This window comes from Aurantimonas sp. HBX-1, assembly GCF_021391535.1.
Taxonomy (GTDB): domain Bacteria; phylum Pseudomonadota; class Alphaproteobacteria; order Rhizobiales; family Rhizobiaceae; genus Aurantimonas.
The window spans coordinates 4,056,331-4,080,203 of sequence record NZ_CP090066.1; the positions used below are offsets into that span (position 1 = coordinate 4,056,331).

Below are 23,873 nucleotides of genomic sequence, written 5' to 3' on the forward strand. Positions count from 1 at the left end.
CACCGCCGCCAGCAGCGACGGAAGCCGGGGTCTATTCGAGCAGGACGACGGTCGCATCGCTCGCTCCGATCGGAGACAGAGGCCGCTTCTTCGTCAGGACGACGGGCTCGAACACCAGCGAGCCGGGCGACCCGTTCGGAACGGCCTTCGAAAGGGACAGTTTCTGGGTGACGAAATCCGGGTAGCCGATGAGGATGTCGGCCAGCGGCTGATACCCTTCGGCATCGGGATCGGCGGGACGCAGCGTCACCACCTTCCAGTCCAGCTGGCCCTCGCCATAGGGCCGGCCGATCTCGTAGGAACGCGGCGCGTAGCTGATCGTCAGTTGCCGGTAGTCGGGCTCTTCCGACATGCCTTCCAATTTCACCGATCCCTCGATCGTGTACAATCGATAGCGATCGGTTCCGGCGACGTCGTCGATGCTCACGTAATTGATGCCGATGAGCAGGACCACGACATAACCGGCGATCGAGCCGGTCAGCTTGATGGGTACGCCGTAGAGCGTGCCGCCAACTTGGCCGGCCGCCGGAAGAAAACGATAGAGGAAGAAAGCCGGAACCATGGGCAGAAGGAACAGCAGGCCCAAGGTTATCCAGTTGACAATAGCGGTTTCCATCGGACTACTCCACCAGTCATCGACGAGATTTACATGACCGGCGATGAACTTCAATCCGGTTCGAGAAATCGTGACTATGGGCATAGTCAGGGAGCTCAACCCACACTCGGTGATCCGCCGCATCCGGACGCAGCGTCAGCTCGCTTGCCCGCCGCCTCGGCCCAGCGCCTGCGGCAGTTCGTCGTCGACGACGCGCAGCGGCTCGGCTTCGACGCCGTCGGCATCGCGCCGGCAACAGCCGAGGGCACGCTGACCGGCGACCGCCTCGATGCCTTCGTCGAAGCAGGGCACCACGGCACGATGGACTGGCTGCCGGAAACCGCCGGCCGCCGCCGCTCGGCACGGGCACTCTGGCCGCAGGTGCGCTCGGTCATCGTCCTCGGCATGAACTACGGGCCCGACGAGGACCCGCTGGCGATCCTTTCGCGCCCCGATCGCGGCGCGATCTCGGTCTATGCCCGCCACCGCGACTATCACGAGCTGATCAAGGGACGGCTGAAGGAACTCGCCGGACGGCTGCTGGCGCAGGCCCGCCAGGCCGGCGCCGGCGAGCACGAGGTCAAGGTGTTCGTCGATACCGCCCCGGTCATGGAAAAGCCGATGGGCGAGATGGCCGGGCTCGGCTGGCAGGGCAAGCACACCAACCTCGTCTCCCGCGAGCACGGCTCCTGGCTTTTCCTTGGTTCGATCTTCACCACGCTCGAGCTGCCGGCCGACGCGCCGGGGCGCGACCTCTGCGGTACCTGCCGCGCCTGCCAGGACGTCTGCCCCACCAATGCCTTCCCGGCGCCGTACCGGCTCGATGCGCGGCGCTGCATCTCCTACCTCACCATCGAGACGAAGAAGCCGGTGCCGCGCGAATTCCGGCGGGCGATGGGGAACCGCATCTATGGCTGCGACGACTGCCTCGCCGTCTGTCCTTGGAACAAGTTCGCCAGCAGCGCGAAGGAAGCGAGGCTGATCGCCCGCGACGACCTGCGGGCGCCGTCGCTGGAGCACCTGCTCGGCCTCGACGATGCGTCCTTCCGGACGCTGTTCTCCGGCTCGCCGATCAAGCGGATCGGCCGCGCGAAGTTCGTCTCCAACTGCCTGGTCGCGGCCGGCAATTCGGGACTGGCCGGCCTGCTGCCGGCGGTCGAGCGCCTGCTGGCCGATCCGGCGCCGCTGGTCCGGGCCATGGCGGTCTGGGCGCTCGACCGGCTTTCTCCGGGTGACGCCTTGCGCCGGCGCCCGGCCGCGCTTGATAGGGAGGAGGACCCACTGGTCAGGAGTGAGTGGCATGCGCTGGGGCAGGAAGACTGAGGCGGCCGTCGCGGCGGTCGAGGACGCGGCGGAGAGCGTCGCCGAAGCCGCCGGCGAGGCCGGCGGGGCGGCACTCGAAAGGGCCCGCCGCTCGCTGCGCTGGGCGGGCGACAACATGCCGAGGGCGATGCGCCGCCGCGCGGCGCTCGGCAGCGGCGCGGTCGGGGCCGGGGCGATGGGCGCGGGGGCGATCGGGGCGCTGGCGCTCGGCGCGGTCGCCATCGGAGCGCTGGCGGTCGGGGCCTTCGCCATCGGCCGGCTGTCGGTCGGCCGGGCCCGGGTCGGCGAGGCCGAGATCGGGCGGCTGCGGATCGGCCGGCTCGAGGTCGGGGAAGTGGTGCGGCCGGGCTGGCGCGCCGGACCGTTCGGCCATTGACCGGCCCGCGGTACTTCGTCTTCGGGCACGGCTATTCGGCCGGCCACTATGTCGCGACGCTCGATCCGAAGAGCGTCGAGGGCGTCACCGTGCGCACCCGCGACAAGGCCTCCCAGCTCGCCGCGCACGGCCTGAAACCCTTCGTCTTCGACGGCGAGCATCCGACCGACGGCATCGCCTCGGCGCTCTATCGCGCGACGCATCTCCTGATCTCGGTGCCGCCCGGCCACGCGGCGCCGGCCGGCGCCCATGTCGGCGGCGCCAACGCGCGGCCGGGCGACCCGGTGCTGCGCTGGTACGAGAACGAGATCGCCCATGGCAGCCCCAACCTCGAATGGATCGGCTACCTCTCGACGGTCGGCGTCTATGGCGACCATGACGGCGGCTGGGTCGACGAGACGGCGGAGGTGCGGCCGGTCTCGGCCCGTTCCCGCGAGCGCGTCGCGGCCGAGGCGGCCTGGCAGAAGGCGGCGGCGACCCGCGGCGTGCCGCTCGCCATCCTGCGCCTGTCGGGGATCTACGGGCCGGGGCGCAACGGCTTCGTCAATCTCGCCAGCGGCACGGCGCGGCGGCTGGTCAAGCCCGGCCAGGTGTTCAACCGCATCCATGTCGACGACATCGCCGGCGCGCTGCAGCTGCTCGCCGAACGCCGGCTGGGCGGCATCTTCAACGTCACCGACGACGAACCCGCCCCGCCGCAGGACGTCATCGCGCATGCCGCCGAACTGGCCGGCATCGCGCCGCCGCCGGAGACCCCGTTCGACACGGCGGTGCTGTCGCCGATGGCGCGCAGCTTCTACGGCGAGAACAAGCGCGTCTCCAACGCAAAGCTGAAAGCGGCCGGCTACACCTTCCGCTATCCGACCTATCGCGAAGGGCTGGCCGGCCTGACGGCGGACGCGGAGCGGGCGAAGACGGCGGCACCCGACCAAGCCGGTTGACAGTTCCGCAGCCGGAGATGAGCCTGCCGTCCGTCATACCCGGAGGACGGACAGCGTCATGGACCTTTCGCATTGGCTCTGGCTGGCGACCGCGGGCTACGGCGTCCACATCCTCGAGGAGTTCGTGCTCAACTGGCGGGACTGGGCGCGTGCGGTGATCGGCCTTCCGGTCGAGTGGAGCGACTTCTATGTGGTCAACGCGCTGGTCGTCGTGATCGGCATCGTTTGCGCCAATCTCGCGGTCGCCGCCCCTGCGATCGCGCTGGGCTTTCCGGCCCTGATGATCATCAACGCCATCGTCTTCCACATCGTCCCGGTGATCCGGACAGGCGGCCGGTTCTCGCCGGGGGTCGCCAGCGCGGTCGCCCTCATGCTGCCGATCGCGCTGGCCTGCTACGCTGCGGCGGGCCGCGAAGAGGCGCTCTCGGTGGGAAGCGTGGTCGTGTCCCTTTTGATCGGCGCGGGCCTGATGGCCCTGCCGATCGTCCTGCTCAATGTCAGGAACCGGCCGTATTTCCGCCAAGACCGGACCTGACGACGCGCGCGGCTCGTCGCCGCGCGTGTCTGATCTTAGGTCTTCCCGCCGCCGCTCAGAGGAGCTTGAGCAGCGCTTCCAGCGAGGTCTTGGCGTCGCCGTAGAACATCCGCGTGTTGTCCTTGTAGAACAGCGGGTTCTCGATGCCGGAATAGCCGGTGCCTTGGCCGCGCTTCGACACGAACACCTGCTTGGCCTTCCAGACTTCCAGCACCGGCATGCCGGCGATCGGCGAGTTCGGGTCTTCCTGGGCGGCCGGATTGACGATGTCGTTGGAGCCGATGACGATGGCGACGTCGGTCGAGGGGAAGTCCTCGTTGATCTCGTCCATCTCCATGACGATGTCGTAGGGCACCTTGGCCTCGGCGAGCAGCACGTTCATGTGGCCGGGCAGGCGCCCCGCCACCGGGTGGATGGCGAAGCGGACGGTCTTGCCATCGGCGCGCAGCTTGCGGGTGAGTTCCGACACTGCCTGCTGGGCCTGCGCCACCGCCATGCCGTAGCCCGGCACGATGATGACGCTGTCGGCCTCCGACAGCGCCGCCGCGACACCCTCGGCGTCGATGGCGATCTGCTCGCCCTCGATCTCCATCGCCGGCCCCGTCGTCGCGCCGAAGCCGCCGAGGATGACCGAGATGAAGGAGCGGTTCATCGCCTTGCACATGATGTAGGAGAGGATCGCGCCCGAGGAGCCGACCAGCGCGCCGGTGACGATCAGGAGGTCGTTGCCGAGCGTGAAGCCGATCGCCGCCGCGGCCCAGCCGGAATAGCTGTTCAGCATCGACACGACCACCGGCATGTCGGCGCCGCCGATGCCCATGATCAGATGGTAGCCGATGAAGAAGGCGAGCAGCGTCATCAGGACGAGGGTCCAGATGCCGGCGCCGTTGAAATAGAGGATCAAAAGGAGCAGCGAGGCGATGGCCGCGCCGGCGTTCAGCATGTGGCCGCCCGGCAGCTTCTTGGCCTTGCCGTCGACCTTGCCGGCGAGCTTCCCGAAGGCGACAACCGAGCCGGTGAAGGTCACCGCGCCGATGAACACGCCGAGGAAGACCTCGACCTTGAGGATGGCGATGAGCGCGCCGGTCGGATCGGCGAGCTTGTGCGCCAGGACGCCGGCGAAGCCGGTGAGCGCCTCGCGCATGACCGGGTCCATCGCCGCCACGCGGCCGAGCTCGATCTCGGCGTTGTAGCCGATGAACACGGCGGCGAGGCCGACGAAGGAATGCAGCGCCGCGACCAGCTGCGGCATCTCCGTCATCTGGACGCGGGAGGCGACGACGTAGCCCATCACCGAGCCGGCGGCGATCATCACCAGGATGATCAGGCCGTGGCCGATGCCCGGGCCGAACACCGTGGCGATGACGGCCAGCGCCATGCCGACGATGCCGTACCAGACGGCGCGCTTGGCGCTTTCCTGGCCGGAGAGCCCGCCGAGCGAGAGGATGAAGAGGACGGCCGCGGCGATGTAGGCGGCGGAAACGATTCCGATCGTCATGATTTTTCCCCTGCCCTCAGGACTTCTGGAACATGGCGAGCATGCGCCGCGTGACGAGGAAGCCGCCGACGATGTTGATCGTGGCGATCAGCACCGAGAGGGCGGCCAGGGTGACGACCAGCCAGCTGCTAGACCCGATCTGCAGCAGCGCGCCGAGGATGACGATGCCGGAAATGGCGTTGGTCACCGCCATCAGCGGCGTGTGCAGCGAGTGGCTGACGTTCCAGATCACCGAGAAGCCGATGAAGCAGGCGAGTACGAAGACGATCAGGTGGCTCATGAACTCGGCCGGCGCGAAGGCGCCGACAAGGGCCATCAGCAGCCCGCCGATGACCAGCAGGCCGAGCTGGCTGCGGGTCTGCGCCTTGAAGGCGGCGGCCTCGCCGGCCCGCTTTTCGGCAGGGGTGAGCTCCTTGACCTTCTCCTTCGGCTTGCCGGCGGCGATCGCCTTGATCTTCGGCGGCGGCGGCGGCCAGGTGACGGCGCCGTCCTTGACCACGGTGGCGCCGCGGATGACGTCGTCGTCCATGTTGATGACGGCGACGCCGTCCTTGGCCGGCGTCAGATCGTCCAGCATGTGGCGCAGATTAGTGGCGTAGAGGGTCGAGGCCTGCGCGGCCATGCGGCTCGGATAGTCGGTATAGCCGACGATGGTCACGCCGTTCGGGCTGGTGACGACCTCGTCGGCGACGGTGAGGTCGCAGTTGCCGCCGCGCTCGGCGGCGAGGTCGACGACCACCGAGCCCGGCTTCATCGCCGCGACCATGTCGGCGGTCCAAAGCTTGGGGGCCGGCCGGCCGGGGATCAGCGCCGTGGTGATGACGATGTCCATCTCCGGCGCCAGTTCGCGGAAGCGGGCCAGCTGCTTCTCGCGGAATTCCGGGCTCGACGGCGCGGCGTAGCCGCCGGTGGCAGCGCCGTCCTGGGCCTCCTCGAAATCGAGATAGACGAACTGCGCGCCCATCGACTCGATCTGCTCGGCGACTTCCGGCCGCACGTCGAAGGCGTAGGTGATGGCGCCGAGCGAGGTGGCGGTGCCGATGGCGGCGAGGCCGGCGACGCCGGCGCCGACCACCAGCACCTTGGCCGGCGGCACCTTGCCCGCCGCAGTGATCTGGCCGGTGAAGAAGCGGCCGAAATGATTGCCGGCCTCCATCACGGCGCGGTAGCCGGCGATGTTGGCCATAGACGACAGCGCGTCCATCTTCTGAGCGCGGCTGATGCGCGGCACCGCGTCCATGGCGATGACCGAACCGCCGGTCGCCGCGAGGCGCTGCAAGAGTTCGGCGTCGCTGGCCGCGTTGACGAACCCGATCAGCGTCTTGCCGGCATGCAGCCGGGCGATCTCGCCATCCTGCGGCGGGCGCACCTTGAGGACGATGTCCGAAGCCTGCCAGAGGCTGTCCGCGTCGGGGACGATCTCGACGCCGGCGGCGCGGTAGTCGGCATCGGCGAAGTTCGCCGCCTCGCCGGCGCCAGCCTCGACGAGGCACTGGTAGCCGAGCTTCTGCAACCGGGCGGCGCTGTCGGGCGTCAGGGCGACGCGGCGCTCGCCCGGATGGCTCTCGCGCGGTGTTCCGATCTTCATTCGCGTTTCTCCTCGCGCGTCTGGCTGCGCCGCCGGGAAGCCCCGACCGCCAGCCGATGATCATGGGAAATCGGACGTCCTACCCCGGCCTCTCCGAAAGCCAGTATTTTCACTGGCTGATGGGAGGCAAAATCGCAAGCCCGCAACAACGCGCTGTCGCGCGGGGGCCATGAGCGCTACGGTCCCGGACCGTCGATACCCGGAGCGTTTCCCGACGCCGCAACCAGCGAGAACCGTCATGTTCATCCGCCGCCTGATGCTCGCCGCCGTCCTCTCCGCCGCGGCCTTTCCCGCCGCCGCGCAGGTGACGGTCGAGAAGCTGCTGACCACCGGCGTCACCGCGACCGGCCAGCCCATCGTCCTGCCGCAGGACAATGTCGAGGTGATCGTCTCGACCTACGAGATCGCCGCCGGCGCCAGGCTGCCGTCGCACGAGCATCCCTCGACCCGCTACGCCTACGTGATGAGCGGCGAACTGCGCGTCACCAACACCGAGATGAACGAGGCGACGACCTACAAGACCGGCGACTTCATCATCGAGGCGATCGGCCAGTGGCATTATGGCGAGGCCCTCGGCAGCGAGCCGGTGCGGCTGCTGGTCATCGACCAGATCGAGAAGGGCGAGAAGACGGTGATCCTGGAGGAGCCGGCATCGCCTGCCGCCGCCGCGCCCGCGGCCGGTGCCGCGGCCGCCCCGGCGGCGCAGTAGCCCGGATCCCCGGAAGCGGCGCATCCCGGCCCCCGGCCGCCTGACGGGTTCACGCCGGGCCGGCGGTCCAGCGGTCCAGCGCCCGCCGCGTCCGCTCGGCCCCGAGGTCGATCACCGCGCGCATGGCCTCGCGCGTCGCGTCCTCGTCGCCGGCCTCCATCGCGTCGACGATGCGGGCGTGATTGACCGCGACCTCGGCGATCAGGGCCGGGTCGTTGGCCGGCGAACTCAGCTTGAGGGTGATCGCCATCGCCGCCTCGATGAGGCTGCCGATCGCCCGCATGAACGGGTTGCGCGAGATGTCGGCGACCGCGAGATGGAACTCCAGGTCGACCTGGGCGATGCTCGCCCGGTCGTGGCGCGGGTCGCCGAGGCGCCCGACGATCTCGCGCAGCCGGGCGATGTCCGCCGGCGTGGCGCGCTGCGCGGCGAGCGCCGCCGCGGCCGGCTCGAAGGCGAGGCGCATGGTCGCGAGGTCGAAGACGAAATCGTCGTCGAGCCCGGCCTCGACGCGCCAGCGCAGCACTTCCGCGTCCAGGAGGTTCCAGCGCACCGGGTCGAGCACCCGCGTTCCCACCCGCGCCTTCGGCTGGATCAGGCCCTTCGCCGCCAGCGTCTTCATCGCCTCGCGCAGCACCGTGCGCGACACGCCGAACCTTGCGCTCAGTTCCTTGTCGCCGGGCAGGATCGTCCCCGGCGGAAGGTCGCCGCGGACGATCTCGCGGCCGATGGCGGCGACGACATGGGCATGGCTGGTGCGCGGCGCGCGATCGGTGATGGTGTTGGCGAGGAGGCCCATCACGCCGGGCTATGGCCGAGGGCGGCCCCGCCCCGCCGCGCCGACAGCCAGACCAGGCCCCGCTGCAGCACGATGAAGGCGAACAGCAGGAAGCCGATGACGATCTTCGTCCACCAGCTCGAGAGGCTTCCGTCGAAGACGATGTAGGTCTGGATGAGGCCCATGATCATGATCCCGAGGAAGGTCCCGGCGACGAAGCCGGAGCCGCCGGTGAGCAGCGTGCCGCCGATCACCACCGCGGCGATGGCGTCGAGCTCGACGCCGACGGCCGCCAGCGAATAGCCGGCCGAGGTGTAGAGCGACAGCACGATGCCCGACAGGCCGGCCAGGAAGCTCGACAGGGCGTAGATGCCGATCGTGGTCGCGGCGACCTTGACCCCCATCAGTTCCGCCGACTGGCGGCTGCCGCCGAGCGCATAGACGTTGCGGCCGAAGCGGGTGCGGTGGGCGACGAGGATGCCGACGGCGAACACCGCCAGCATCACCATGCCGACGAAGGTCAGCCGGCCGCCGCCCGGCAGGCGGATAAACAGATCCTGAAGCGTATCGTAGAAAGGATGCGGAATGGCCACCGACTGGGTCGAGACGACGAAGGCCATGCCGCGGGCAAAGAACATGCCGGCCAGCGTCACGATGAAGGCCGGCATGGCGAGATAGTGGATCATCGCCCCCATCACCGCGCCGAACGCCGTCGCCAGCACCAGCACCAGGGCGATGGCGGCGACCGGGTGGAGCCCCCAATCGCCAACCGCGACGGCAATGAAGATGCCGGCGAAAGCGATGACCGAGCCGATCGAGAGATCAATGCCGCCGGAGAGGATGACGAAGGTCATCCCGACCGCGGCGATGCCGAGAAAGGCGTTGTCGGTGAGGAGATTGCCGATGACCCGGGTCGACAGCATGTTCGGGAACTGCGCGATGCACAGCGCATAGGCGACGAGGAACACGACGAGCGTGGTGACCAGGGCGAAATAGCGCGAGGTGATCATCGCACGGGGCTCCGCTTGCGGCTTTCGGCGCGCTCGCGGGCCCGGCCGAAGTAGCCGAAGGCCGAGGCGCTGGTCGGCGACTGCACGACGAGGATGACGACGATGATCGCCGCCTTGATGATCAGGTTGAACTCCGGCGGAAAGCCGGCGAGCAGGATGCCGGTATTGACCGACTGGATGATCATCGCACCGATCAGCGAGCCGGCGATCGAGAAGCGGCCGCCGAGCAGGGAGTTGCCGCCGACGACCACGGCGAGGATCGCGTCGAGCTCCAGCCAGAGCCCGGCATTGTTGGCATCGGCGCCGCGGATGTCGGCGGCCGCGACGATGCCGGCGACGGCGGCGCAGAGGCCCGAGGCGGCGTAGACCGCGAGCAGCAGTGAACCCGTGCTGATGCCGGCGAGGCGCGAAGCCCGGCGGTTGATGCCGATCGCCTCGATCAGCATGCCGAGCGCGGTGAAGCGGACGAGGGCCGCGACAAGGAGCCCGAGCACCACCCAGAGGATCACCGGCACCGGCAGGCCGGCGACGGCGCCGCTGCCGAGGAAGATCAGGCCGGGATCGTTGAAGGTGAGGATGACGCCCTCGGTGACCAGCTGCGCGATGCCGCGGCCGGCGACCATGAGGATCAGCGTCGCGATGATCGGCTGGATGCTGAAGAAGGCGACCAGCGCGCCGTTCCAGAGGCCGCAGAGAATGCCGATCCCAAGCGCCGCGCCCAGCGTCGCGGCCAGCGAATAGCCGCCGGTGATCGCCGCGGCCGCCACCGCGCCGGTGATCGCCATCACCGCGCCGACCGAAAGGTCGATGCCCTTGGTGGCGATGACGAGGGTCATGCCGATCGCCAGCAGCGCCACCGGCGCGCCGCGGTTGACCACGTCGATCAGGCTGCCGTAGAGCCGGCCGTTCTGGTAGGCGATGTCGAGGAAGCCCGGCGAAATCGCGGTGTTCAGCGCCAGGATGACGGCGAGGGCGATCAGCTGCGGGGCGAGCCGCATGACGGGGACGGGCAGGCTCATGGCCGCGCCTCGTCGGGCGTGACGTCGGCGATCGCCGTCATGATCGCGCCGGTGGTGATGTCGTCGCCGGAGAGTTCGCTGACATGGCGGCGGTCGGCGAGCACCCGGACGCGGTTCGAATAGGCCACCAGCTCCTCGAGTTCGGAGGAGATGACGAGCAGCGCCATGCCGTCGTCACAGAGCTTCTCGACCAGCCGGATGATCTCGGCATGGGCGCCGACGTCGATGCCGCGGGTCGGCTCGTCGAGGATCAGGAAGCGCGGGTCGATGGCCAGCCAGCGGGCGAGGATGACCTTCTGCTGGTTGCCGCCGGACAGGAACTTGACCGGCGTCTCGCGGTCGGCGGTGCGGATGTCGAGCGCCTCGATGTAGCGGTCGGCGATCGCCTCCTGCTCGCGCCGCGACAAGGGCTTCGCCCATCCCTTTCGCGCCTGCAGGGCAAGGACGATGTTCTCGCGCACCGACAGATCGTCGACGATTCCGTCCTGCTTGCGGTCCTCCGGGCAGAAGCCGAAGCCGGCCGCGATCGCCGCGCGCGGCGAGGCCAGCGGCCGCGTGGCGCCGTCGATCTCGGCGCTGCCGGAATCGGGCTGGGCGATGCCGAAAAGCAGTTCGGCGGTCTCGGTCCGGCCGGATCCGAGCAGCCCGGCCACCCCCACCACCTCACCGCGGCGGATGTCGAGGTCGAAGGGTTCGATCGCGCCCCGCCTGCCGTAGCCGCTGAATCGCGCCAGGATATCGCCCTGCGCGGCCTCCTCCGGCCCCACCCGCCGGCTCTCTTCTTCCTCGAGCTCGTGGCCGAGCATCATCGAGACGAGTTCGAGCCGCTTCAGCCCGTCGATCGGCCGCGTGTCGATCAGCCGGCCGTTGCGCAGCACCGTCACCCGGTCGGCGAGGCGGAACACCTGGTCGAAGAAATGCGTGATGAAGACGATGCCGAGACCGCGGTCGCGCAGGGTGCGGATGATGTCGAACAGCGTCGCCACCTCGGCGGCGTCGAGACTGGCCGTCGGCTCGTCGAGGATCAGCACCTTGCCGGACAGGTCGACGGCGCGGGCGATGGCGACGATCTGGCGGATCGCCACCGAATAGCTGCCGAGCAGCGCGTCGACGTCGATGGCAAGGCCGTAGCCGGCGAGCACGGCCTTCGCCTGGCGGTTCATCGTCTTCGTGTCGATCAGGCCGAAGCGGCGCGGCTCGCGGCCGAGGAAGAGGTTCTCGGCGACGGTCAGATTCTCCAGGAGATTGACCTCCTGGTAGACCGTGCCGATGCCGAGGCGCTGGGCGTCGGTGACGTTGCGCGGGTCGATCGGCTGGCCGTCCAGGCGGATCTCGCCGGAATCGCGGTGATAGGCGCCGGTGAGCACCTTGATCAGCGTCGACTTGCCGGCGCCGTTCTCGCCCAGCAGCGCATGCACCTCGCCGGCCTGCAGCGTGAAGTCGACGCGGTCGAGCGCCTTGATGCCGAGAAAACTCTTGCTGATGGCGCGCGCGCTCAACAGCGGCTGGTCGCTCATTGCCTGCTCCGCGCACGCGTCATTCAGGGGATGGCCGGGGCCGCCCCGTCGGGGCGAGGGAGCGGGAGCCGTGCCGCGGCGCGGCCCCCGCCCGGATCCTCAGTAGCCGAGGCTCTTTTTTTCCTCGTAGACCGCCATCGGGTCGTCGTCCTGCGTGTAGAGCTTGGACTCCGTCTGGATGAACTTCGGCGGCATGGTGCCGTCGGCCTTGAACTTCTCCAGCGCGTCGAAGGCCGGGCCCGCCATGTTCGGCGTCAACTCGACCGTGGCATTGGCCTCTCCGGCCGCCATCGCCTGGAAGATGTCCGGCACCGCGTCGATCGACACGACGAGGATGTCCTCGCCCGGCTTCAGGCCGGCTTCCTTGATCGCCTGGATCGCACCGACGGCCATGTCGTCGTTGTGGGCGTAAAGGGCGCAGATGTTCTGGCCGCCGCCTTCCGCCTTGAGGAAGCTTTCCATGACTTCCTTGCCCTTGGTACGGGTGAAGTCGCCGGTCTGGGCGCGCACGATCTTGATGTTGTCGTGACCCGCGATCGCATCCGCGAAGCCCTTCTTGCGGTCGATCGCCGGGGACGAACCGGTCGTGCCCTCCAGCTCGACGACGTTGCACTCCTTGTCGCCGACCTGTTCGACCAGCCATTCGCCCGCGACATTGCCTTCATGGACGAGGTCGGAGCCGACCGCCGTCAAATAGAGGTCGTCAGGGGAATCGACCATGCGGTCGAGCAGCACGACGGGGATCTCGGCTTCCTGGGCCTCTTCCAGCACCTGGTCCCAGCCGGTGGCGACGACCGGGGCGAGCAGGATCGCGTCGACCCCCTGGGCGATGAAGGAGCGGATCGCCTTGATCTGGTTTTCCTGCTTCTGCTGCGCATCGGCGAATTTCAGGTCGATGCCCCGCTTTTCGGCTTCCTGCTTGGTGACCGAGGTCTCGGCGGCCCGCCAGCCGGACTCCGAACCGATCTGCGAGAATCCGACGGTCATCTCGGCGGCCATCGCCGACGACGCCATCAGGGCGGCGGCAAGAACGGCCGCACCGGCATGTTTCATCAAACGCATGCGATCACCTCCCAGTGTTGAACGCCGGTCTCCCGCCGACGGCCTAAGGTCGTATGATAATACTTTTACTGTCAAGCCTCCGGGCAGCACCCGACGATGAGGCTTTTGCGTGGCCGGCGAAATCCGCTAGAGCGGGCGCAGGAACCAGCGAAAGCGAAGGCAGGCGATGACCATCCGCGTCCACAAAGGCGATCTTCCCGACATCTCCCGCTATAGCGGGCCCGTCGCCATCGACACCGAGACGCTCGGCCTCGACACGCGGCGCGACCGGCTCTGCGTGGTGCAGCTGTCGCCTGGCGACGGCACGGCGGACGTGGTGCAGATCGCCAAGGGCCAGCGCGAGGCGCCGAACATCGCGGCGCTGCTGCGCGACGCGTCGAAGACCAAGATCTTCCACTATGCCCGCTTCGACGTGGCGGCGCTCTACCACGCCTTCGGGGTGATGACCGACGGGATCTTCTGCACCAAGATCGCCTCGCGCCTCACCCGCACCTATACCGACCGGCACGGGCTGAAGGACCTGGCGCGCGAGCTGATCGGCGTCGACCTCTCCAAGCAGCAGCAGTCCTCCGACTGGGCCGCCGAGACGCTGACCCCGGCGCAGGTCGAATACGCCGCGTCGGACGTGCTCTATCTGCACGACATCATGGGCGGGCTTTACAAGCGGCTGGAGCGCGAGGACCGCATGGACCTCGCCAAGGCCTGCTTCGCCTTCCTGCCGACGCGGGCCCGCCTCGACCTCGCCGGCTGGGACGCGGAAGACATCTTCTCGCACTCGGCCTGACCGCCGCGGCGGCCCCGCCGCCCCGGCCGGACCGTTACCTGCTGCCATCAAAGGAAGCCGCATGGCCACGCTCTCTCGCCGCGCCCTGGCGGCGTTCGCCCTCGTGCTCGCCGTGACGCCGGCCGCGGGCCAGGACGTCGCCCGCGGCGATTCCGCCCCGCCGATCGTCTTCGTCCACGGCGACCGCGAGGGTGCCGGCTTCTGGACCACGACGCTCTGGCGCTTCGAGTCCAACGGCTATCCGGCCGACTTCCTGTTCGCGGCCGACATCGACAACCCGGCCGCGCCGACGCTCGACACGACGCCCGAGCCGAACCGCTCGACCACCGAACAGGCGGCGGAGGCCGTCGCCGCGACGGTCGAACGGGCGCTCGGAGCGACCGGTGCGGCGCGGGTCGCCATCGTCGCGCATGGCCGCGGCTGCCAGACGGCGCGCAACTACGTGAAGAATTTCGGCGGCGCCGAGAAGGTCGCCCGGCTGGTGCTCGCCGGCTGCCTCAGCCATGGCGCCTACCGCAACGCGCAGGACCAGCGCGACGCCGAGTTCAACGGCGCCGGGCATTTCCTGACCGGACTCAACGCCGGCAGCGAGGTGCCGGAGGGCATCCCCACGACGGTGCTGCGCTCCGACCGCTTCGACCTCTACGCCCAGCCGGACGGCCGCTTCATCGGCCTGCCGGGAAAGCCGACCGGCGTCTCCTACGATGCCCCGGCGTTGGCGGGCGCCGAGAACATCGTCCTCGAGGGCGTCGACCATCGCGAGACGGCGACCGCGCCGGAGGCCTTCATCGCCATCTACAAGGCGGTGACCGGCCAGCCGCCGGCGCGGCTGGAGATCGAGCCCGAGGCGGAGCCGCAGGTCTCCGGCGAGATCTCCGGCTGGGCCAATGGCGCGCCGACCAACATGCCGCTCGAAGGCGCGACGCTCAGCGTCTACGCCGTCGACCCGGCGACCGGCGAACGCCGGGGCGAGGCGGTGCTGCGCCAGACCGTCGGTCCGGACGGGCGCTACGGTCCGCTGGCGGCCGATCCCGGCCAGCCCTACGAGTTCGTGGTCGAGGCGGCGGGCTATCCGACGACGCGGATCTATCGCGGCGCCTTCCCGCGATCCACGGCGATCGCCGACCTCCGGCTGTACCCGGCGGAGGCGGCGCCGGTCGCCGGCCGGCTGCTGTCCGGCGAAGTGGTCAACATGATGCGCCCGCGCGGCGATTTCGGCATCGACGACAACGCCACGCTCGACGCATTGCCGGTGGCGAGCCGGCCGGAAGCCGAGCCGGTGCCGGCGGTCTGGATCTCGGCGGTCGCGGTGACGGAGCCGCAGCCACGGACCGTGCTCGGCGGCTTCGACGGCGAGGTCGTCGCGGCGCGCACAACGCCGGACGATTCCGCCGACGTCGCCTGGATCGAATTGCGCTACTGATGCGGCGCCAGGCAGCCGCGAGGGCGCTGCTTTGTATCCCGAAGCAGCGCCACGGCGGTTGCCAGCATGGCCCCTTCGCCTCTAAGCCGGTATCGCCGGGCTGACGGCACGGTACCAACGGGAATTCCGCGTGACGCAACCAAAGCCAAGCTTCACCGAGAGCGAGCGCGACGAAGCGCTGCAGCGCTACGACATCCTAGATACCCCGCCCGAGGAGGAGTTCGACGATCTGGCACGGATCGCGGCGGAAGTCTGCGGCACCCCGATCGCGGTGGTGAACCTGCTCGACAGCAGGCGACAGTTCTTCAAGGCGGAGGTCGGGCTCGGCATCCGCGGCACGCCCCTCGAGACGTCGTTCTGTGTCCACGCCCTGCTGGTGGAGGACTTTCTCGTCGTTCCGGACGCCACGAAGGATGCCCGCTTCGACGGCAACCCGCTGGTGCACGAGGACCCGAAGCTGCGCTTCTATGCCGGCGCGCTGCTGAAGACCCGCGACGGCGTGCCGATCGGAACGATGTGCGTCCTCGATCACAAGCCGCGCGAGCTCGACGAGAACCAGATCCGCACGCTGCGGCTGCTGGCGCGCCAGGCGATGACCCAGCTGGAGCTGCGCCGCTCGCTGGCGGCGACGCGCCAGGCGCTGCGCGAGGCGAAGGAGATGGAGACCCGGCACCGCCAGATCGTCGACAGCGCCGTCGATTTCGGCATCATCACGCTGGATCTCGAGGGCCGCGTCACCTCCTGGAGCGTCGGCGCCGAGGCGATCCTCGGCTGGACCGAGGCCGAGATGATCGGCCGGCTCGCCGATGTGTTCTTCACCGAGGAAGACCAGGCCGCCGATGTCCCGGACAAGGAGATGCGGGCGGCGCGCGAGCGCGGCCGCGGCTCGGACGAGCGCTGGCACAGGCGCCGCGATGGCAGCCAGTTCTGGGCCTCGGGCGAGATGATGCCGCTGCGCGACGACGACGACCGGCACCTCGGCTACGTCAAGATCCTGCGCGACCGCACGTTGCAGCACCAGGCCGAGGCGCAGCGCCAGGAACTGACCCGCGAGATGTCGCACCGGATGAAGAACAGCTTCGCCATGGTGCAGTCGATCGTCGCCCAGAGCCTGCGCACCGCGCCGTCGGTCGCCGCCGCGCGCGACGCCATCGGCACGCGCATCGAGGCGCTGGCGCGGGCCCAGGACATCCTCACCCAGACCAGCGGCACTCATGCCGCGATCGGCGACGTGGTGCGCGACGCGCTGGCGCCGCACCGCACCGGCGAGGGGCGCTTCGACATCGTCGGCCCGGCGCTCGAGCTCACCGCCCAGCAGGTGGTCGGGCTGTCGCTGGCGCTGCACGAGCTCGCCACCAACGCGGTCAAGCACGGCGCGCTGTCGCAGCCGGGCGGCGGCGTCGCCATCGCCTGGGAACACGCCGCCGACGACGGCTTCACCTTCGACTGGCGCGAGCACGGCGGCCCCGCCGTCACGGCGCCGACGCGCACCGGTTTCGGCACGCGGCTGATCGAGCGAATCGTCGGCCCGTATTTCGACGGCACGGCGACGCTCGGATTCGAGCCGGACGGCGTCAGGTTCCGCCTCGTCGGGCAGGTCGGGCAGGCGGTCAACTTGCCGGACGAGGCAGCGGGATAGGCTGGCCCCGGGCGTTCGACTGGGACTGCCGCCCTGCGCAACTTCCGGCGACGGGTAACGACACGGCAGTGCGGATGACGGCCTAGAGAACGCTGTTCTGCTTGTTGCTGCAGCGTCGGGTCCGACGGAAGCCCATCACCCATCGGCGGTCCTACAGGTGCAGCACGCTGCCGTGTGGACGCGCGTCTGGCCTTAAGCCGATCACCGGTCGACAAGACCATGCGTCATCGATCGAAGTAATATTCGTGTCTGGTTTAACCTTTTCCTAGCGATGTTAAATGGCAGCCAGTCTCAAACGTCATCTTGAGGTCGATCATTAACCACCCGTCACTGCGGAGAAGTATAGACTGTTGCCCATACCGTTCGTGTAACCCCGAAGACCAAAAATGCGGAGCGTCGGATCCCTCATGGCGATCGATATTTCGGGTTACCGAGCGGAGTCCTTCGCGACATCGGGAATTTCCACAGGGCGCGACCCCGGGTTGGCTCCTGAAAGGATCCTGGCGGTCATCGTTCTTTGCCAGTTGCTCGTCGTGATCGGACTGAGGTTCCTCTATCCCGACACGCACCCGATCGATCCCTTGACGACGGGCCTCTCGGCGATCGCATTCCTCGGCGTCGTCGTGCCGATCTGCGTTATTCTGATTTGCTTCTGCCGCGTCGTTCAGGCGCGACCCGAGGGTAGCGCGACGGCTGCGCTGATCCGCGAGATCCGGCCCTACGTCTCGGACCGGAGACGGCTTCGCAACGGCCTGCCGGTCCTCGCCATCTTCATCCCATTCATGGCCCTGTTCGCCCACTTCAAGGTCAATATCCCCGCGATGCGGCCATTCTCCTGGGACGCGACCTTTACCGCCTGGGACCGGACGATCTTTCTCGGCGACCTGCCCTATCAGTGGCTGAGCCTGGTCATGAGCCATCCGCTCGCGATTTTCCTGACCAGCGCGGCCTACACTGCATGGTTCTTCATCATGTGCAGCAGTTTCCTCGCTTGCGCGTTCATGACCACGAAAACCGAACTGCGGACGCATTATCTGATCGCGTTCTTCCTCGTCTGGCTGGTGGAGGGCAATTTCCTGGCTTTGGTCTTCTCTTCGGCCGGGCCCTGCTACTACGCACTGCTGGGACTTGCGCCGGACCCGTACCAGCCGCTGATGGCGGCGCTGCACCATGCGAGCCTTTCCTACCCGATGGACCTTCTATCGACGCAGCAACGGCTCTGGAGCGGCTACATCGGCGAGGGCATGCCCGTGGGTATTTCCGCCATGCCCAGTGTCCACAATGGCGTGGCGGTCCTAATGGCACTCGCGGCCTGGCAGGTGAGCCGCTCCCTTGGCATCGTCTTCGCGGTCTACGCCTTCTGGATCTTCGTCGGGTCCATCAGCCTGGCCTGGCACTACGCCGTCGACGGCCTGGTCGCGCTGCCGGTGACGCTTGCGATTTGGGTCGTATCCGGACTGGTGGCGCGCTGGTGGCACGGCGCCGACGCCCGGACCTTCACCTGGTTCGCGATTCGCCCTGCCGCCGGTCTTTCAAACGGCAGTCCGAGCTAGCGCATCGCGTTCTCGGGCCCGCGGGCGGATATTTGCCACGCAGAACGGCTGCGCACAGCGACGTCTGCAGGGATTTTCGGATCATTTCGGGAAGTTTGGTGGAGCCAAGCGGGATCGAACCGCTGACCTCTACAATGCCATTGTAGCGCTCTCCCAGCTGAGCTATGGCCCCACGCCGCCGTCAGGCGGAAGACGCGGCCCCTGGGTGCGGGCCGCGTGGTGTGGCGGGTTCATATGAAAGTCCGCCACGAAGATCAAGCGATTTCCGACGGCGCCCGACGAAGGGCGCCGGCGAGGCGCGGCGCCGCGAGGGCAGCCGCGCCGTCAGGCCTCAGTCGTCGTCGTCGTCGCGGCCGCCGCCGATGATGTCGGCGACATCGTCGTCGTCCTCGTCTTCCTCGTCCGGCAGGAAGGTGTCGTCGTCGTCGGCCGTGTCCTCGTCATCGCTGTCGTCGACATCCGGCAGGTCCGGCGCCGCGTCGTCCGATTCCTCTTCCTCGACCTCGCTGAGCGAGACGGTGTTCGGGGTGGCCTCGACCTCGACGGTCTCGACCTCCTCCTCTTCCTCTTCCGCTTCCTTCACCACCTTCTTCTTGGAGGCGACGGCTTCGACCTCGAAATAGGAGCGCGGATAGGTCTTGCCGGTATAGGGCGAGACGATCGGATCCTTGTTCAGGTCGTAGAATTTGCGGCCCGTTTCCGGATCGATCCGCTTGGTGCCGAGTTCGGGTTTGGCCATGCTTGCCTCGTGGTCGTTCTGCCGCCCGACCCCCCGTCCGCCGGCGGCGGCGGACGGTCGGCAGGCTGGCGGGGGACCGGCTGCCGCGCCGCGGTGTCATCCGCTGCGAATGCGCCGCCGGCACGATGATTGCCGCGTTCCCGGTCCGTTGAAAATCGGTTGGTCCCTTACGGCGTCCCCCAGCCCTTGTCAAAGCCGGATCGCGGGGACAGAAAGGGCCGGGTCGCACCGGGGCTTCCGGGGCGGCGCGACAGCGGTGCCACCGGCGTTGAAAACGCCGCGGAATCAAGGCGCGGGCGCCAGCCAGGAACAGGGACGCATCATGCACGGAACCACGGGCCCACGGCCGGTCGCCACGCGAGACGCCGGGAAGCTGAGCGGCCGGGTCAAGGTGCCGGGCGACAAGTCGATCTCGCACCGCGCCCTGCTGTTCGGGGGCCTCGCCAGCGGTACCACCCGCGTGCGCGGCCTGCTCGAGGGCGAGGACGTGATCGCCACCGGCGACGCCATGCGCGCCATGGGCGCCCGCATCCGCAAGGAGGGCGACACGTGGATCGTCGACGGCGTCGGCAATGGCTGCCTGCTGGAGCCCGAGGGGGTGCTCGACTTCGGCAATGCCGGTACCGGGGCGCGGCTGACCATGGGCCTCGTCGGCGCCTATGATTTCGGCGCCACCTTCGTCGGCGACGCGTCGCTGTCGAAGCGGCCGATGGGCCGGGTGCTCGATCCGCTGCGGCTGATCGGCACGCAGATCGTCGCGCGCTCCGGCGACCGGCTGCCGCTGTCGCTGCACGGGCCGCGGGTCGCCGCCCCGATCGAGTACCGCGTGCCGATGGCCTCGGCGCAGGTGAAGTCGGCGGTGCTGCTTGCCGGGCTCAACGCGCCGGGCACCACAACGGTGATCGAGCCGGTGATGACGCGCGACCACACCGAAAAGATGCTGGCCGGCTTCGGCGCGACGATCGCCGTGGAGACCGACCGAGACGGCGTCCGCCACATCCGCCTCGAGGGCCAGGGCAACCTCGTCGGCGTCGCCGATTTCGAGGTGCCGGGCGACCCTTCCTCGGCCGCCTTCCCGATCGTCGCGGCGCTGATCGTGCCGGGCTCGGACGTCACCATCGAGAACGTCCTGATGAACCCGACTCGCACCGGCCTGATCGAGACGCTGATCGAGATGGGCGGGTCCATTGAGATCCTCAACCGGCGGGTCGCCGGCGGCGAGGACGTCGCCGACCTCAGGGTCCGCCATTCGGCGCTCGCCGGGGTCACGGTACCGCCGGAGCGCGCGCCGTCGATGATCGACGAATACCCGGTGCTGGCCGTTGCCAGCGCCTTCGCGTCGGGAACGACGGTGATGCGCGGCCTGGAAGAGCTGCGGGTCAAGGAGAGCGACCGGCTGGCCGCGGTCGCGGCGGGGCTCGCCGCCAACGGCATCGTCCACGAGGCGGGCGAGGACTGGCTGACCGTCGCCGGCGACCCCGAGGGGCGCGGCTATGGCGGCGGCACCGTCGCCACGCATCTCGACCACCGCATCGCCATGAGCTTCCTGGTGCTCGGCATGGCCTGCAAGGCGGCGGTCACGGTCGACGATGCGCGGATGATCGCCACGAGCTTCCCGGCCTTCGAACCGATGATGGCCGGCCTCGGCGCCGCCTTCGACGACGTCGCGGGCTGAGCCTTGGCGGCGGCCGTCGTTCTCCTGGTGCTGTTCCTGCCGGCGGCCGCCATCTACGGGCGCTACCGGGCACGCCATCTCAGGTACAGCCGCCCGACGCTCGGCGGCCGGCTGGCGGGGCTGCTGCCGATGCCGGCCTTCCTGGCGGTCTGCGGCGCGGTAGCGATCGCGCACGAAAGCGGGCAGTCGCTCGCCACCGGCAACGGCGCCCTCGACGCGGTGCTGACGCTGGCGCGCTGGATCGGCGAACTCGAGCTGATCCTGTTCATGATCGCAGGCCCCTATCTCATCGGCGTGCTGATCGCCGCCGTGCTGCTCGCCCTCGATGCGCGCGGCCTCCTCACGCTCGCCGCACCGGTGCCCGCGGACGGCGCGCCGGGCGCTGCCGCCGCCAAGGATCCCTCGCCATGACCCGTCCCCTGACCATCGCCATCGACGGGCCCGCCGCCGCCGGCAAGGGCACGCTCGCCAAGCGCGTGGCGCAGCATTACGGCCTGCCCTATCTCGACACCGGCCTGCTCTACCGGGCGGTCGGCAAGCTGGCGGCCGAGGCCGGCGGCGATCTCGACGATGCCGAGGCGATGGCGGCCATTGCGGCGCGCCTCGACACGTCCCATCTCGATGACGGCACGTTGCGCGGCCACGAGGCGGGCGAACTCGCCTCGCGCGTCGCCGTCCACCCAAAGGTGCGGGACGCGCTGACGGCGTTCCAGCGCGGCTTTGCGACAAGCGAGGCGGGCGCGGTGCTCGACGGCCGCGACATCGGCACGGTGATCTGTCCCGAGGCGCAGGTGAAGATCTTCGTCACCGCCAGCGCCGAGGTGCGGGCCCGGCGGCGCACCGACGAACTGCTCGCCAAGGGCCGCGACGTCGACTATGCGCGGATCCTCGCCGAGGTGAAGGAACGCGACGCCCGCGACGCCGGCCGCAGCGTCGCGCCGCTCAGGCCCGCCGACGACGCGCACTTGCTGGATACCAGCGAATTGGGTATAGAAGCGGCGTTCCGGGCGGCCTGCGACGTGATCGACCGATCTCTCGCCAACCCGGACGACGATTAGAGGGCGGCCTTCGCAAGACGGTCCGCCCTTTCGGCTATGCGCCGAAAGCGGGCCATCCGCCCGTCATGCATGACGAACACTGCCCGGCCGCGGTTCCTCGCGCCGAACGAAATCGCCTCCTGCCCAGAGTGGAGGCCTTTCGGGTCCACCCGCACCATCGCGGCACCGGACCGGACCGCGCCACGGGTAAACGCAACACCAGACCGGGGCCTCAGCCCCACGGCGCGGCGCTTTTCGCCCATCTAAGCGGCGAAGAGTTTCCAAGGAGACAGAATGTCGAACGCAAACCCGTCGCGCGAGGATTTCGCCTCGCTGCTCGAAGCCTCGTTCCATGAACAGGACGTGGCCGAAGGCATGGTGGTCAAGGGGACCGTCGTCGCGATCGAAAAGGACATGGCCGTCATCGATGCCGGCCTGAAGGTCGAGGGCCGTGTCGCCCTCAAGGAATTCGGCGGCCGCGCCGGTGGCGACCTGAAGGTCGGCGACACCGTCGAGGTCTATGTCGAGCGCATCGAGAATGCCCTCGGCGAAGCCGTGCTGTCGCGCGACAAGGCGCGCCGCGAAGAGAGCTGGGTCAAGCTCGAAGAGAAGTTCAACGCCAACGAAAAGGTCGAAGGCCAGATCTTCAACCAGGTCAAGGGCGGCTTCACGGTCGACCTCGACGGCGCAGTGGCCTTCCTGCCGCGCTCGCAGGTCGACATCCGGCCGATCCGCGACGTCACGCCGCTGATGAACACGCCGCAGCCGTTCCAGATCCTCAAGATGGACAAGCGCCGCGGCAACATCGTCGTGTCGCGCCGTACCGTTCTCGAGGAGAGCCGGGCCGAGCAGCGTTCGGAGATCGTCCAGAACCTCGAAGAGGGCCAGACGGTCGACGGCATCGTCAAGAACATCACCGACTACGGCGCCTTCGTCGATCTCGGTGGCATTGACGGCCTGCTGCACGTCACCGACATGGCCTGGCGCCGCGTCAACCATCCGACCGAGATCCTGCAGATCGGCCAGACGGTGAAGGTCCAGATCATCCGCATCAACCAGGAGACGCATCGCATCTCGCTGGGCATGAAGCAGCTCGAGGCCGACCCGTGGGATGGCATCGGGGTGAAGTACCCGATGGGCGTCAAGGTCACCGGGCGCGTGACGAACATCACCGACTACGGTGCGTTCGTCGAGCTGGAGCCGGGCATCGAAGGCCTCATCCACGTCTCGGAAATGTCCTGGACCAAGAAGAACGTCCATCCGGGCAAGATCCTCTCCACCTCCCAGGAGGTCGAGGTCGTCGTGCTCGAGGTCGACCCGAACAAGCGCCGCATCTCGCTCGGCCTGAAGCAGACGCTCTCCAATCCGTGGGAGTCGTTCCGCGACCAGTTCCCGATCGGCACGATCGTCGAGGGCGAGGTCAAGAACAAGACCGAGTTCGGCCTGTTCATCGGCCTGGAGGGCGATGTCGATGGCATGGTCCACCTCTCCGATCTCGACTGGAACCGTCCGGGCGAGCAGGTCATCGAGGAGTTCAACAAGGGCGACATGGTGAAGGCGCAGGTTCTCGACATCGACGTCGAGAAGGAGCGCATCTCGCTCGGCATGAAGCAGGTCGGCGGCGATCCGTTCGTCGATGCTGCCGAGGCCGGCGACGTGCGCCGTGGCGCGGTGGTCACCTGCGAGATCACCGAGGTCAAGGAAGGCGGGCTTGAGGTCAAGATCGTCGACACCGACCTCACCTCGTTCATCCGCCGCTCCGATCTTGCCCGCGACCGGGACGAACAGCGTCCCGAGCGCTTCCAGGTCGGCCAGAAGCTCGACGCCCGCGTCACGCAGTTCGACAAGAAGGCGCGCCGCGTCGGCGTGTCGATCAAGGCGCTGCAGATCTTCGAGGAGAAGGAGGCGGTGCAGCAGTACGGCTCGTCCGACTCCGGCGCGTCGCTCGGCGACATTCTCGGCGCAGCCCTCAAGGGCCGCGGCGACGAGGAATAGTCGGCTACCGGCTCCGGCCGGTTCCACGTGAAACAGAAGGCCCGCGGCGATCCCTCGCCGCGGGCCTTTTTTCTTGA

At 68.7% G+C, this 23,873-nt stretch carries 22 protein-coding genes and 1 tRNA gene; 13 read left to right on the plus strand and 10 right to left on the minus strand.

The window, feature by feature from the left end:
* Positions 1-31 precede the first annotated feature (31 nt).
* The gene (locus LXB15_RS19175; protein WP_233949957.1) at positions 32-670 is read right to left on the minus strand and encodes a hypothetical protein; all 639 of its coding nucleotides are present in this window, start codon (positions 668-670) and stop codon (positions 32-34) included.
* Here LXB15_RS19175 and queG point away from each other — a divergent pair.
* The 4 genes from queG to LXB15_RS19195 are packed head-to-tail and all read left to right on the plus strand — an operon-like array spanning position 650 to position 3,770.
* Complete coding sequence (queG, locus tag LXB15_RS19180; RefSeq protein WP_370640136.1) at positions 650-1,918, plus strand: tRNA epoxyqueuosine(34) reductase QueG; 1,269 nt, start codon at positions 650-652, stop codon at positions 1,916-1,918. The two genes, LXB15_RS19175 and queG, sit on opposite strands and share 21 nt — an antisense overlap.
* Positions 1,896-2,294, plus strand: a complete 399-nt coding sequence (locus tag LXB15_RS19185) for a hypothetical protein (protein ID WP_233949958.1) — start codon at positions 1,896-1,898, stop codon at positions 2,292-2,294. The genes queG and LXB15_RS19185 overlap by 23 nt, the downstream gene beginning before the upstream one ends.
* On the plus strand, positions 2,291-3,235 hold the full coding sequence (locus LXB15_RS19190) for an NAD-dependent epimerase/dehydratase family protein (RefSeq protein WP_233949959.1): 945 nt from the start codon (positions 2,291-2,293) through the stop codon (positions 3,233-3,235). The genes LXB15_RS19185 and LXB15_RS19190 overlap by 4 nt, the downstream gene beginning before the upstream one ends.
* Before the next feature lie 58 nt (positions 3,236-3,293).
* Positions 3,294-3,770 (plus strand): HXXEE domain-containing protein, encoded by a 477-nt coding sequence (locus tag LXB15_RS19195; RefSeq protein ID WP_233949960.1) that lies wholly within the window; start codon positions 3,294-3,296, stop codon positions 3,768-3,770.
* A gap of 55 nt (positions 3,771-3,825) precedes the next feature.
* Here LXB15_RS19195 and LXB15_RS19200 read toward each other — a convergent pair whose 3' ends face one another.
* Both LXB15_RS19200 and LXB15_RS19205 read right to left on the minus strand, forming a co-directional pair.
* Positions 3,826-5,268 (minus strand): NAD(P)(+) transhydrogenase (Re/Si-specific) subunit beta, encoded by a 1,443-nt coding sequence (locus tag LXB15_RS19200; protein ID WP_233949961.1) that lies wholly within the window; start codon positions 5,266-5,268, stop codon positions 3,826-3,828.
* 16 nt (positions 5,269-5,284) lie between these two features.
* A complete protein-coding gene (locus tag LXB15_RS19205) occupies positions 5,285-6,856 on the minus strand; it encodes a Re/Si-specific NAD(P)(+) transhydrogenase subunit alpha (protein WP_233949962.1) in 1,572 nt (523 codons plus the stop codon).
* Positions 6,857-7,094: 238 nt separating this feature from the next.
* Here LXB15_RS19205 and LXB15_RS19210 point away from each other — a divergent pair, with 238 nt between their 5' ends.
* Positions 7,095-7,565 carry a cupin domain-containing protein gene (locus tag LXB15_RS19210; RefSeq protein ID WP_233949963.1) on the plus strand — a complete coding sequence of 157 codons (471 nt, stop codon included), beginning with the start codon at positions 7,095-7,097 and terminating at the stop codon, positions 7,563-7,565.
* Positions 7,566-7,614: 49 nt separating this feature from the next.
* Here the strand turns inward: LXB15_RS19210 and LXB15_RS19215 are convergent, their stop codons facing one another.
* From LXB15_RS19215 to ytfQ, 5 genes are all read right to left on the minus strand, one after another.
* Positions 7,615-8,364, minus strand: a complete 750-nt coding sequence (locus LXB15_RS19215) for a FadR/GntR family transcriptional regulator (RefSeq protein WP_233953255.1) — start codon at positions 8,362-8,364, stop codon at positions 7,615-7,617.
* Positions 8,364-9,353, minus strand: a complete 990-nt coding sequence (yjfF, locus tag LXB15_RS19220) for a galactofuranose ABC transporter, permease protein YjfF (protein ID WP_233949964.1) — start codon at positions 9,351-9,353, stop codon at positions 8,364-8,366. Before yjfF ends, LXB15_RS19215 begins: the two co-directional genes overlap by 1 nt.
* Positions 9,350-10,372: an ABC transporter permease gene (locus LXB15_RS19225; protein ID WP_233949965.1), complete on the minus strand. Its 1,023-nt coding sequence runs from the start codon at positions 10,370-10,372 to the stop codon at positions 9,350-9,352. Before LXB15_RS19225 ends, yjfF begins: the two co-directional genes overlap by 4 nt.
* A complete protein-coding gene (ytfR, locus tag LXB15_RS19230; RefSeq protein WP_233949966.1) occupies positions 10,369-11,889 on the minus strand; it encodes a galactofuranose ABC transporter, ATP-binding protein YtfR in 1,521 nt (506 codons plus the stop codon). Before ytfR ends, LXB15_RS19225 begins: the two co-directional genes overlap by 4 nt.
* 99 nt (positions 11,890-11,988) lie before the next feature.
* Positions 11,989-12,951 (minus strand): galactofuranose ABC transporter, galactofuranose-binding protein YtfQ, encoded by a 963-nt coding sequence (ytfQ, locus tag LXB15_RS19235; RefSeq protein WP_233949967.1) that lies wholly within the window; start codon positions 12,949-12,951, stop codon positions 11,989-11,991.
* Between the two features lie 166 nt (positions 12,952-13,117).
* On the opposite strand from ytfQ, the gene LXB15_RS19240 reads away from it, so the two are divergent.
* The 4 genes from LXB15_RS19240 (at position 13,118) to LXB15_RS19255 (ending at position 18,350) form a co-directional block, all read left to right on the plus strand.
* A complete protein-coding gene (locus tag LXB15_RS19240) occupies positions 13,118-13,735 on the plus strand; it encodes a ribonuclease D (protein WP_233949968.1) in 618 nt (205 codons plus the stop codon).
* 61 nt (positions 13,736-13,796) lie between these two features.
* On the plus strand, positions 13,797-15,158 hold the full coding sequence (locus tag LXB15_RS19245) for a hydrolase (RefSeq protein WP_233949969.1): 1,362 nt from the start codon (positions 13,797-13,799) through the stop codon (positions 15,156-15,158).
* A 130-nt stretch (positions 15,159-15,288) separates the two neighbouring features.
* The gene (locus tag LXB15_RS19250) at positions 15,289-16,797 is read left to right on the plus strand and encodes a sensor histidine kinase (RefSeq protein WP_233949970.1); all 1,509 of its coding nucleotides are present in this window, start codon (positions 15,289-15,291) and stop codon (positions 16,795-16,797) included.
* Between the two features lie 407 nt (positions 16,798-17,204).
* Positions 17,205-18,350 carry a phosphatase PAP2 family protein gene (locus LXB15_RS19255; protein ID WP_233949971.1) on the plus strand — a complete coding sequence of 382 codons (1,146 nt, stop codon included), beginning with the start codon at positions 17,205-17,207 and terminating at the stop codon, positions 18,348-18,350.
* Between the two features lie 96 nt (positions 18,351-18,446).
* Here LXB15_RS19255 and LXB15_RS19260 read toward each other — a convergent pair.
* Together LXB15_RS19260 and LXB15_RS19265 are read right to left on the minus strand one after the other, a co-directional pair.
* Positions 18,447-18,522: transfer RNA gene (locus LXB15_RS19260), tRNA-Ala, on the minus strand.
* 159 nt (positions 18,523-18,681) lie between these two features.
* Positions 18,682-19,089: a TIGR02300 family protein gene (locus LXB15_RS19265; protein WP_233949972.1), complete on the minus strand. Its 408-nt coding sequence runs from the start codon at positions 19,087-19,089 to the stop codon at positions 18,682-18,684.
* Positions 19,090-19,411: 322 nt separating this feature from the next.
* Between LXB15_RS19265 and aroA the strand changes: the two genes are divergently transcribed.
* The 4 genes from aroA to rpsA all read left to right on the plus strand — a co-directional run bounded on the left by aroA (position 19,412) and on the right by rpsA (position 23,796).
* Positions 19,412-20,764: a 3-phosphoshikimate 1-carboxyvinyltransferase gene (gene aroA, locus LXB15_RS19270; RefSeq protein ID WP_233949973.1), complete on the plus strand. Its 1,353-nt coding sequence runs from the start codon at positions 19,412-19,414 to the stop codon at positions 20,762-20,764.
* Between the two features lie 3 nt (positions 20,765-20,767).
* Positions 20,768-21,175: a hypothetical protein gene (locus LXB15_RS19275; RefSeq protein ID WP_233949974.1), complete on the plus strand. Its 408-nt coding sequence runs from the start codon at positions 20,768-20,770 to the stop codon at positions 21,173-21,175.
* Complete coding sequence (gene cmk / locus LXB15_RS19280; protein WP_233949975.1) at positions 21,172-21,822, plus strand: (d)CMP kinase; 651 nt, start codon at positions 21,172-21,174, stop codon at positions 21,820-21,822. The genes LXB15_RS19275 and cmk overlap by 4 nt, the downstream gene beginning before the upstream one ends.
* A gap of 273 nt (positions 21,823-22,095) precedes the next feature.
* Complete coding sequence (gene rpsA, locus LXB15_RS19285) at positions 22,096-23,796, plus strand: 30S ribosomal protein S1 (RefSeq protein WP_233949976.1); 1,701 nt, start codon at positions 22,096-22,098, stop codon at positions 23,794-23,796.
* The last annotated feature ends 77 nt before the right edge of the window (positions 23,797-23,873 follow it).

Coding starts and splice junctions, on each gene's coding strand:
- queG (WP_370640136.1), top strand. CDS start 650: ATGACCGGCGATGAACTTCAATCCGGTTCGAGAAATCGTGACTATGGG.
- LXB15_RS19185 (WP_233949958.1), top strand. CDS start 1,896: ATGCGCTGGGGCAGGAAGACTGAGGCGGCCGTCGCGGCGGTCGAGGAC.
- LXB15_RS19195 (WP_233949960.1), top strand. CDS start 3,294: ATGGACCTTTCGCATTGGCTCTGGCTGGCGACCGCGGGCTACGGCGTC.
- LXB15_RS19200 (WP_233949961.1), bottom strand. CDS start 5,268: ATGACGATCGGAATCGTTTCCGCCGCCTACATCGCCGCGGCCGTCCTC.
- LXB15_RS19205 (WP_233949962.1), bottom strand. CDS start 6,856: ATGAAGATCGGAACACCGCGCGAGAGCCATCCGGGCGAGCGCCGCGTC.
- LXB15_RS19210 (WP_233949963.1), top strand. CDS start 7,095: ATGTTCATCCGCCGCCTGATGCTCGCCGCCGTCCTCTCCGCCGCGGCC.
- LXB15_RS19215 (WP_233953255.1), bottom strand. CDS start 8,364: ATGGGCCTCCTCGCCAACACCATCACCGATCGCGCGCCGCGCACCAGC.
- yjfF (WP_233949964.1), bottom strand. CDS start 9,353: ATGATCACCTCGCGCTATTTCGCCCTGGTCACCACGCTCGTCGTGTTC.
- LXB15_RS19225 (WP_233949965.1), bottom strand. CDS start 10,372: ATGAGCCTGCCCGTCCCCGTCATGCGGCTCGCCCCGCAGCTGATCGCC.
- ytfR (WP_233949966.1), bottom strand. CDS start 11,889: ATGAGCGACCAGCCGCTGTTGAGCGCGCGCGCCATCAGCAAGAGTTTT.
- ytfQ (WP_233949967.1), bottom strand. CDS start 12,951: ATGCGTTTGATGAAACATGCCGGTGCGGCCGTTCTTGCCGCCGCCCTG.
- LXB15_RS19240 (WP_233949968.1), top strand. CDS start 13,118: ATGACCATCCGCGTCCACAAAGGCGATCTTCCCGACATCTCCCGCTAT.
- LXB15_RS19245 (WP_233949969.1), top strand. CDS start 13,797: ATGGCCACGCTCTCTCGCCGCGCCCTGGCGGCGTTCGCCCTCGTGCTC.
- LXB15_RS19255 (WP_233949971.1), top strand. CDS start 17,205: ATGGCGATCGATATTTCGGGTTACCGAGCGGAGTCCTTCGCGACATCG.
- LXB15_RS19265 (WP_233949972.1), bottom strand. CDS start 19,089: ATGGCCAAACCCGAACTCGGCACCAAGCGGATCGATCCGGAAACGGGC.
- aroA (WP_233949973.1), top strand. CDS start 19,412: ATGCACGGAACCACGGGCCCACGGCCGGTCGCCACGCGAGACGCCGGG.
- cmk (WP_233949975.1), top strand. CDS start 21,172: ATGACCCGTCCCCTGACCATCGCCATCGACGGGCCCGCCGCCGCCGGC.
- rpsA (WP_233949976.1), top strand. CDS start 22,096: ATGTCGAACGCAAACCCGTCGCGCGAGGATTTCGCCTCGCTGCTCGAA.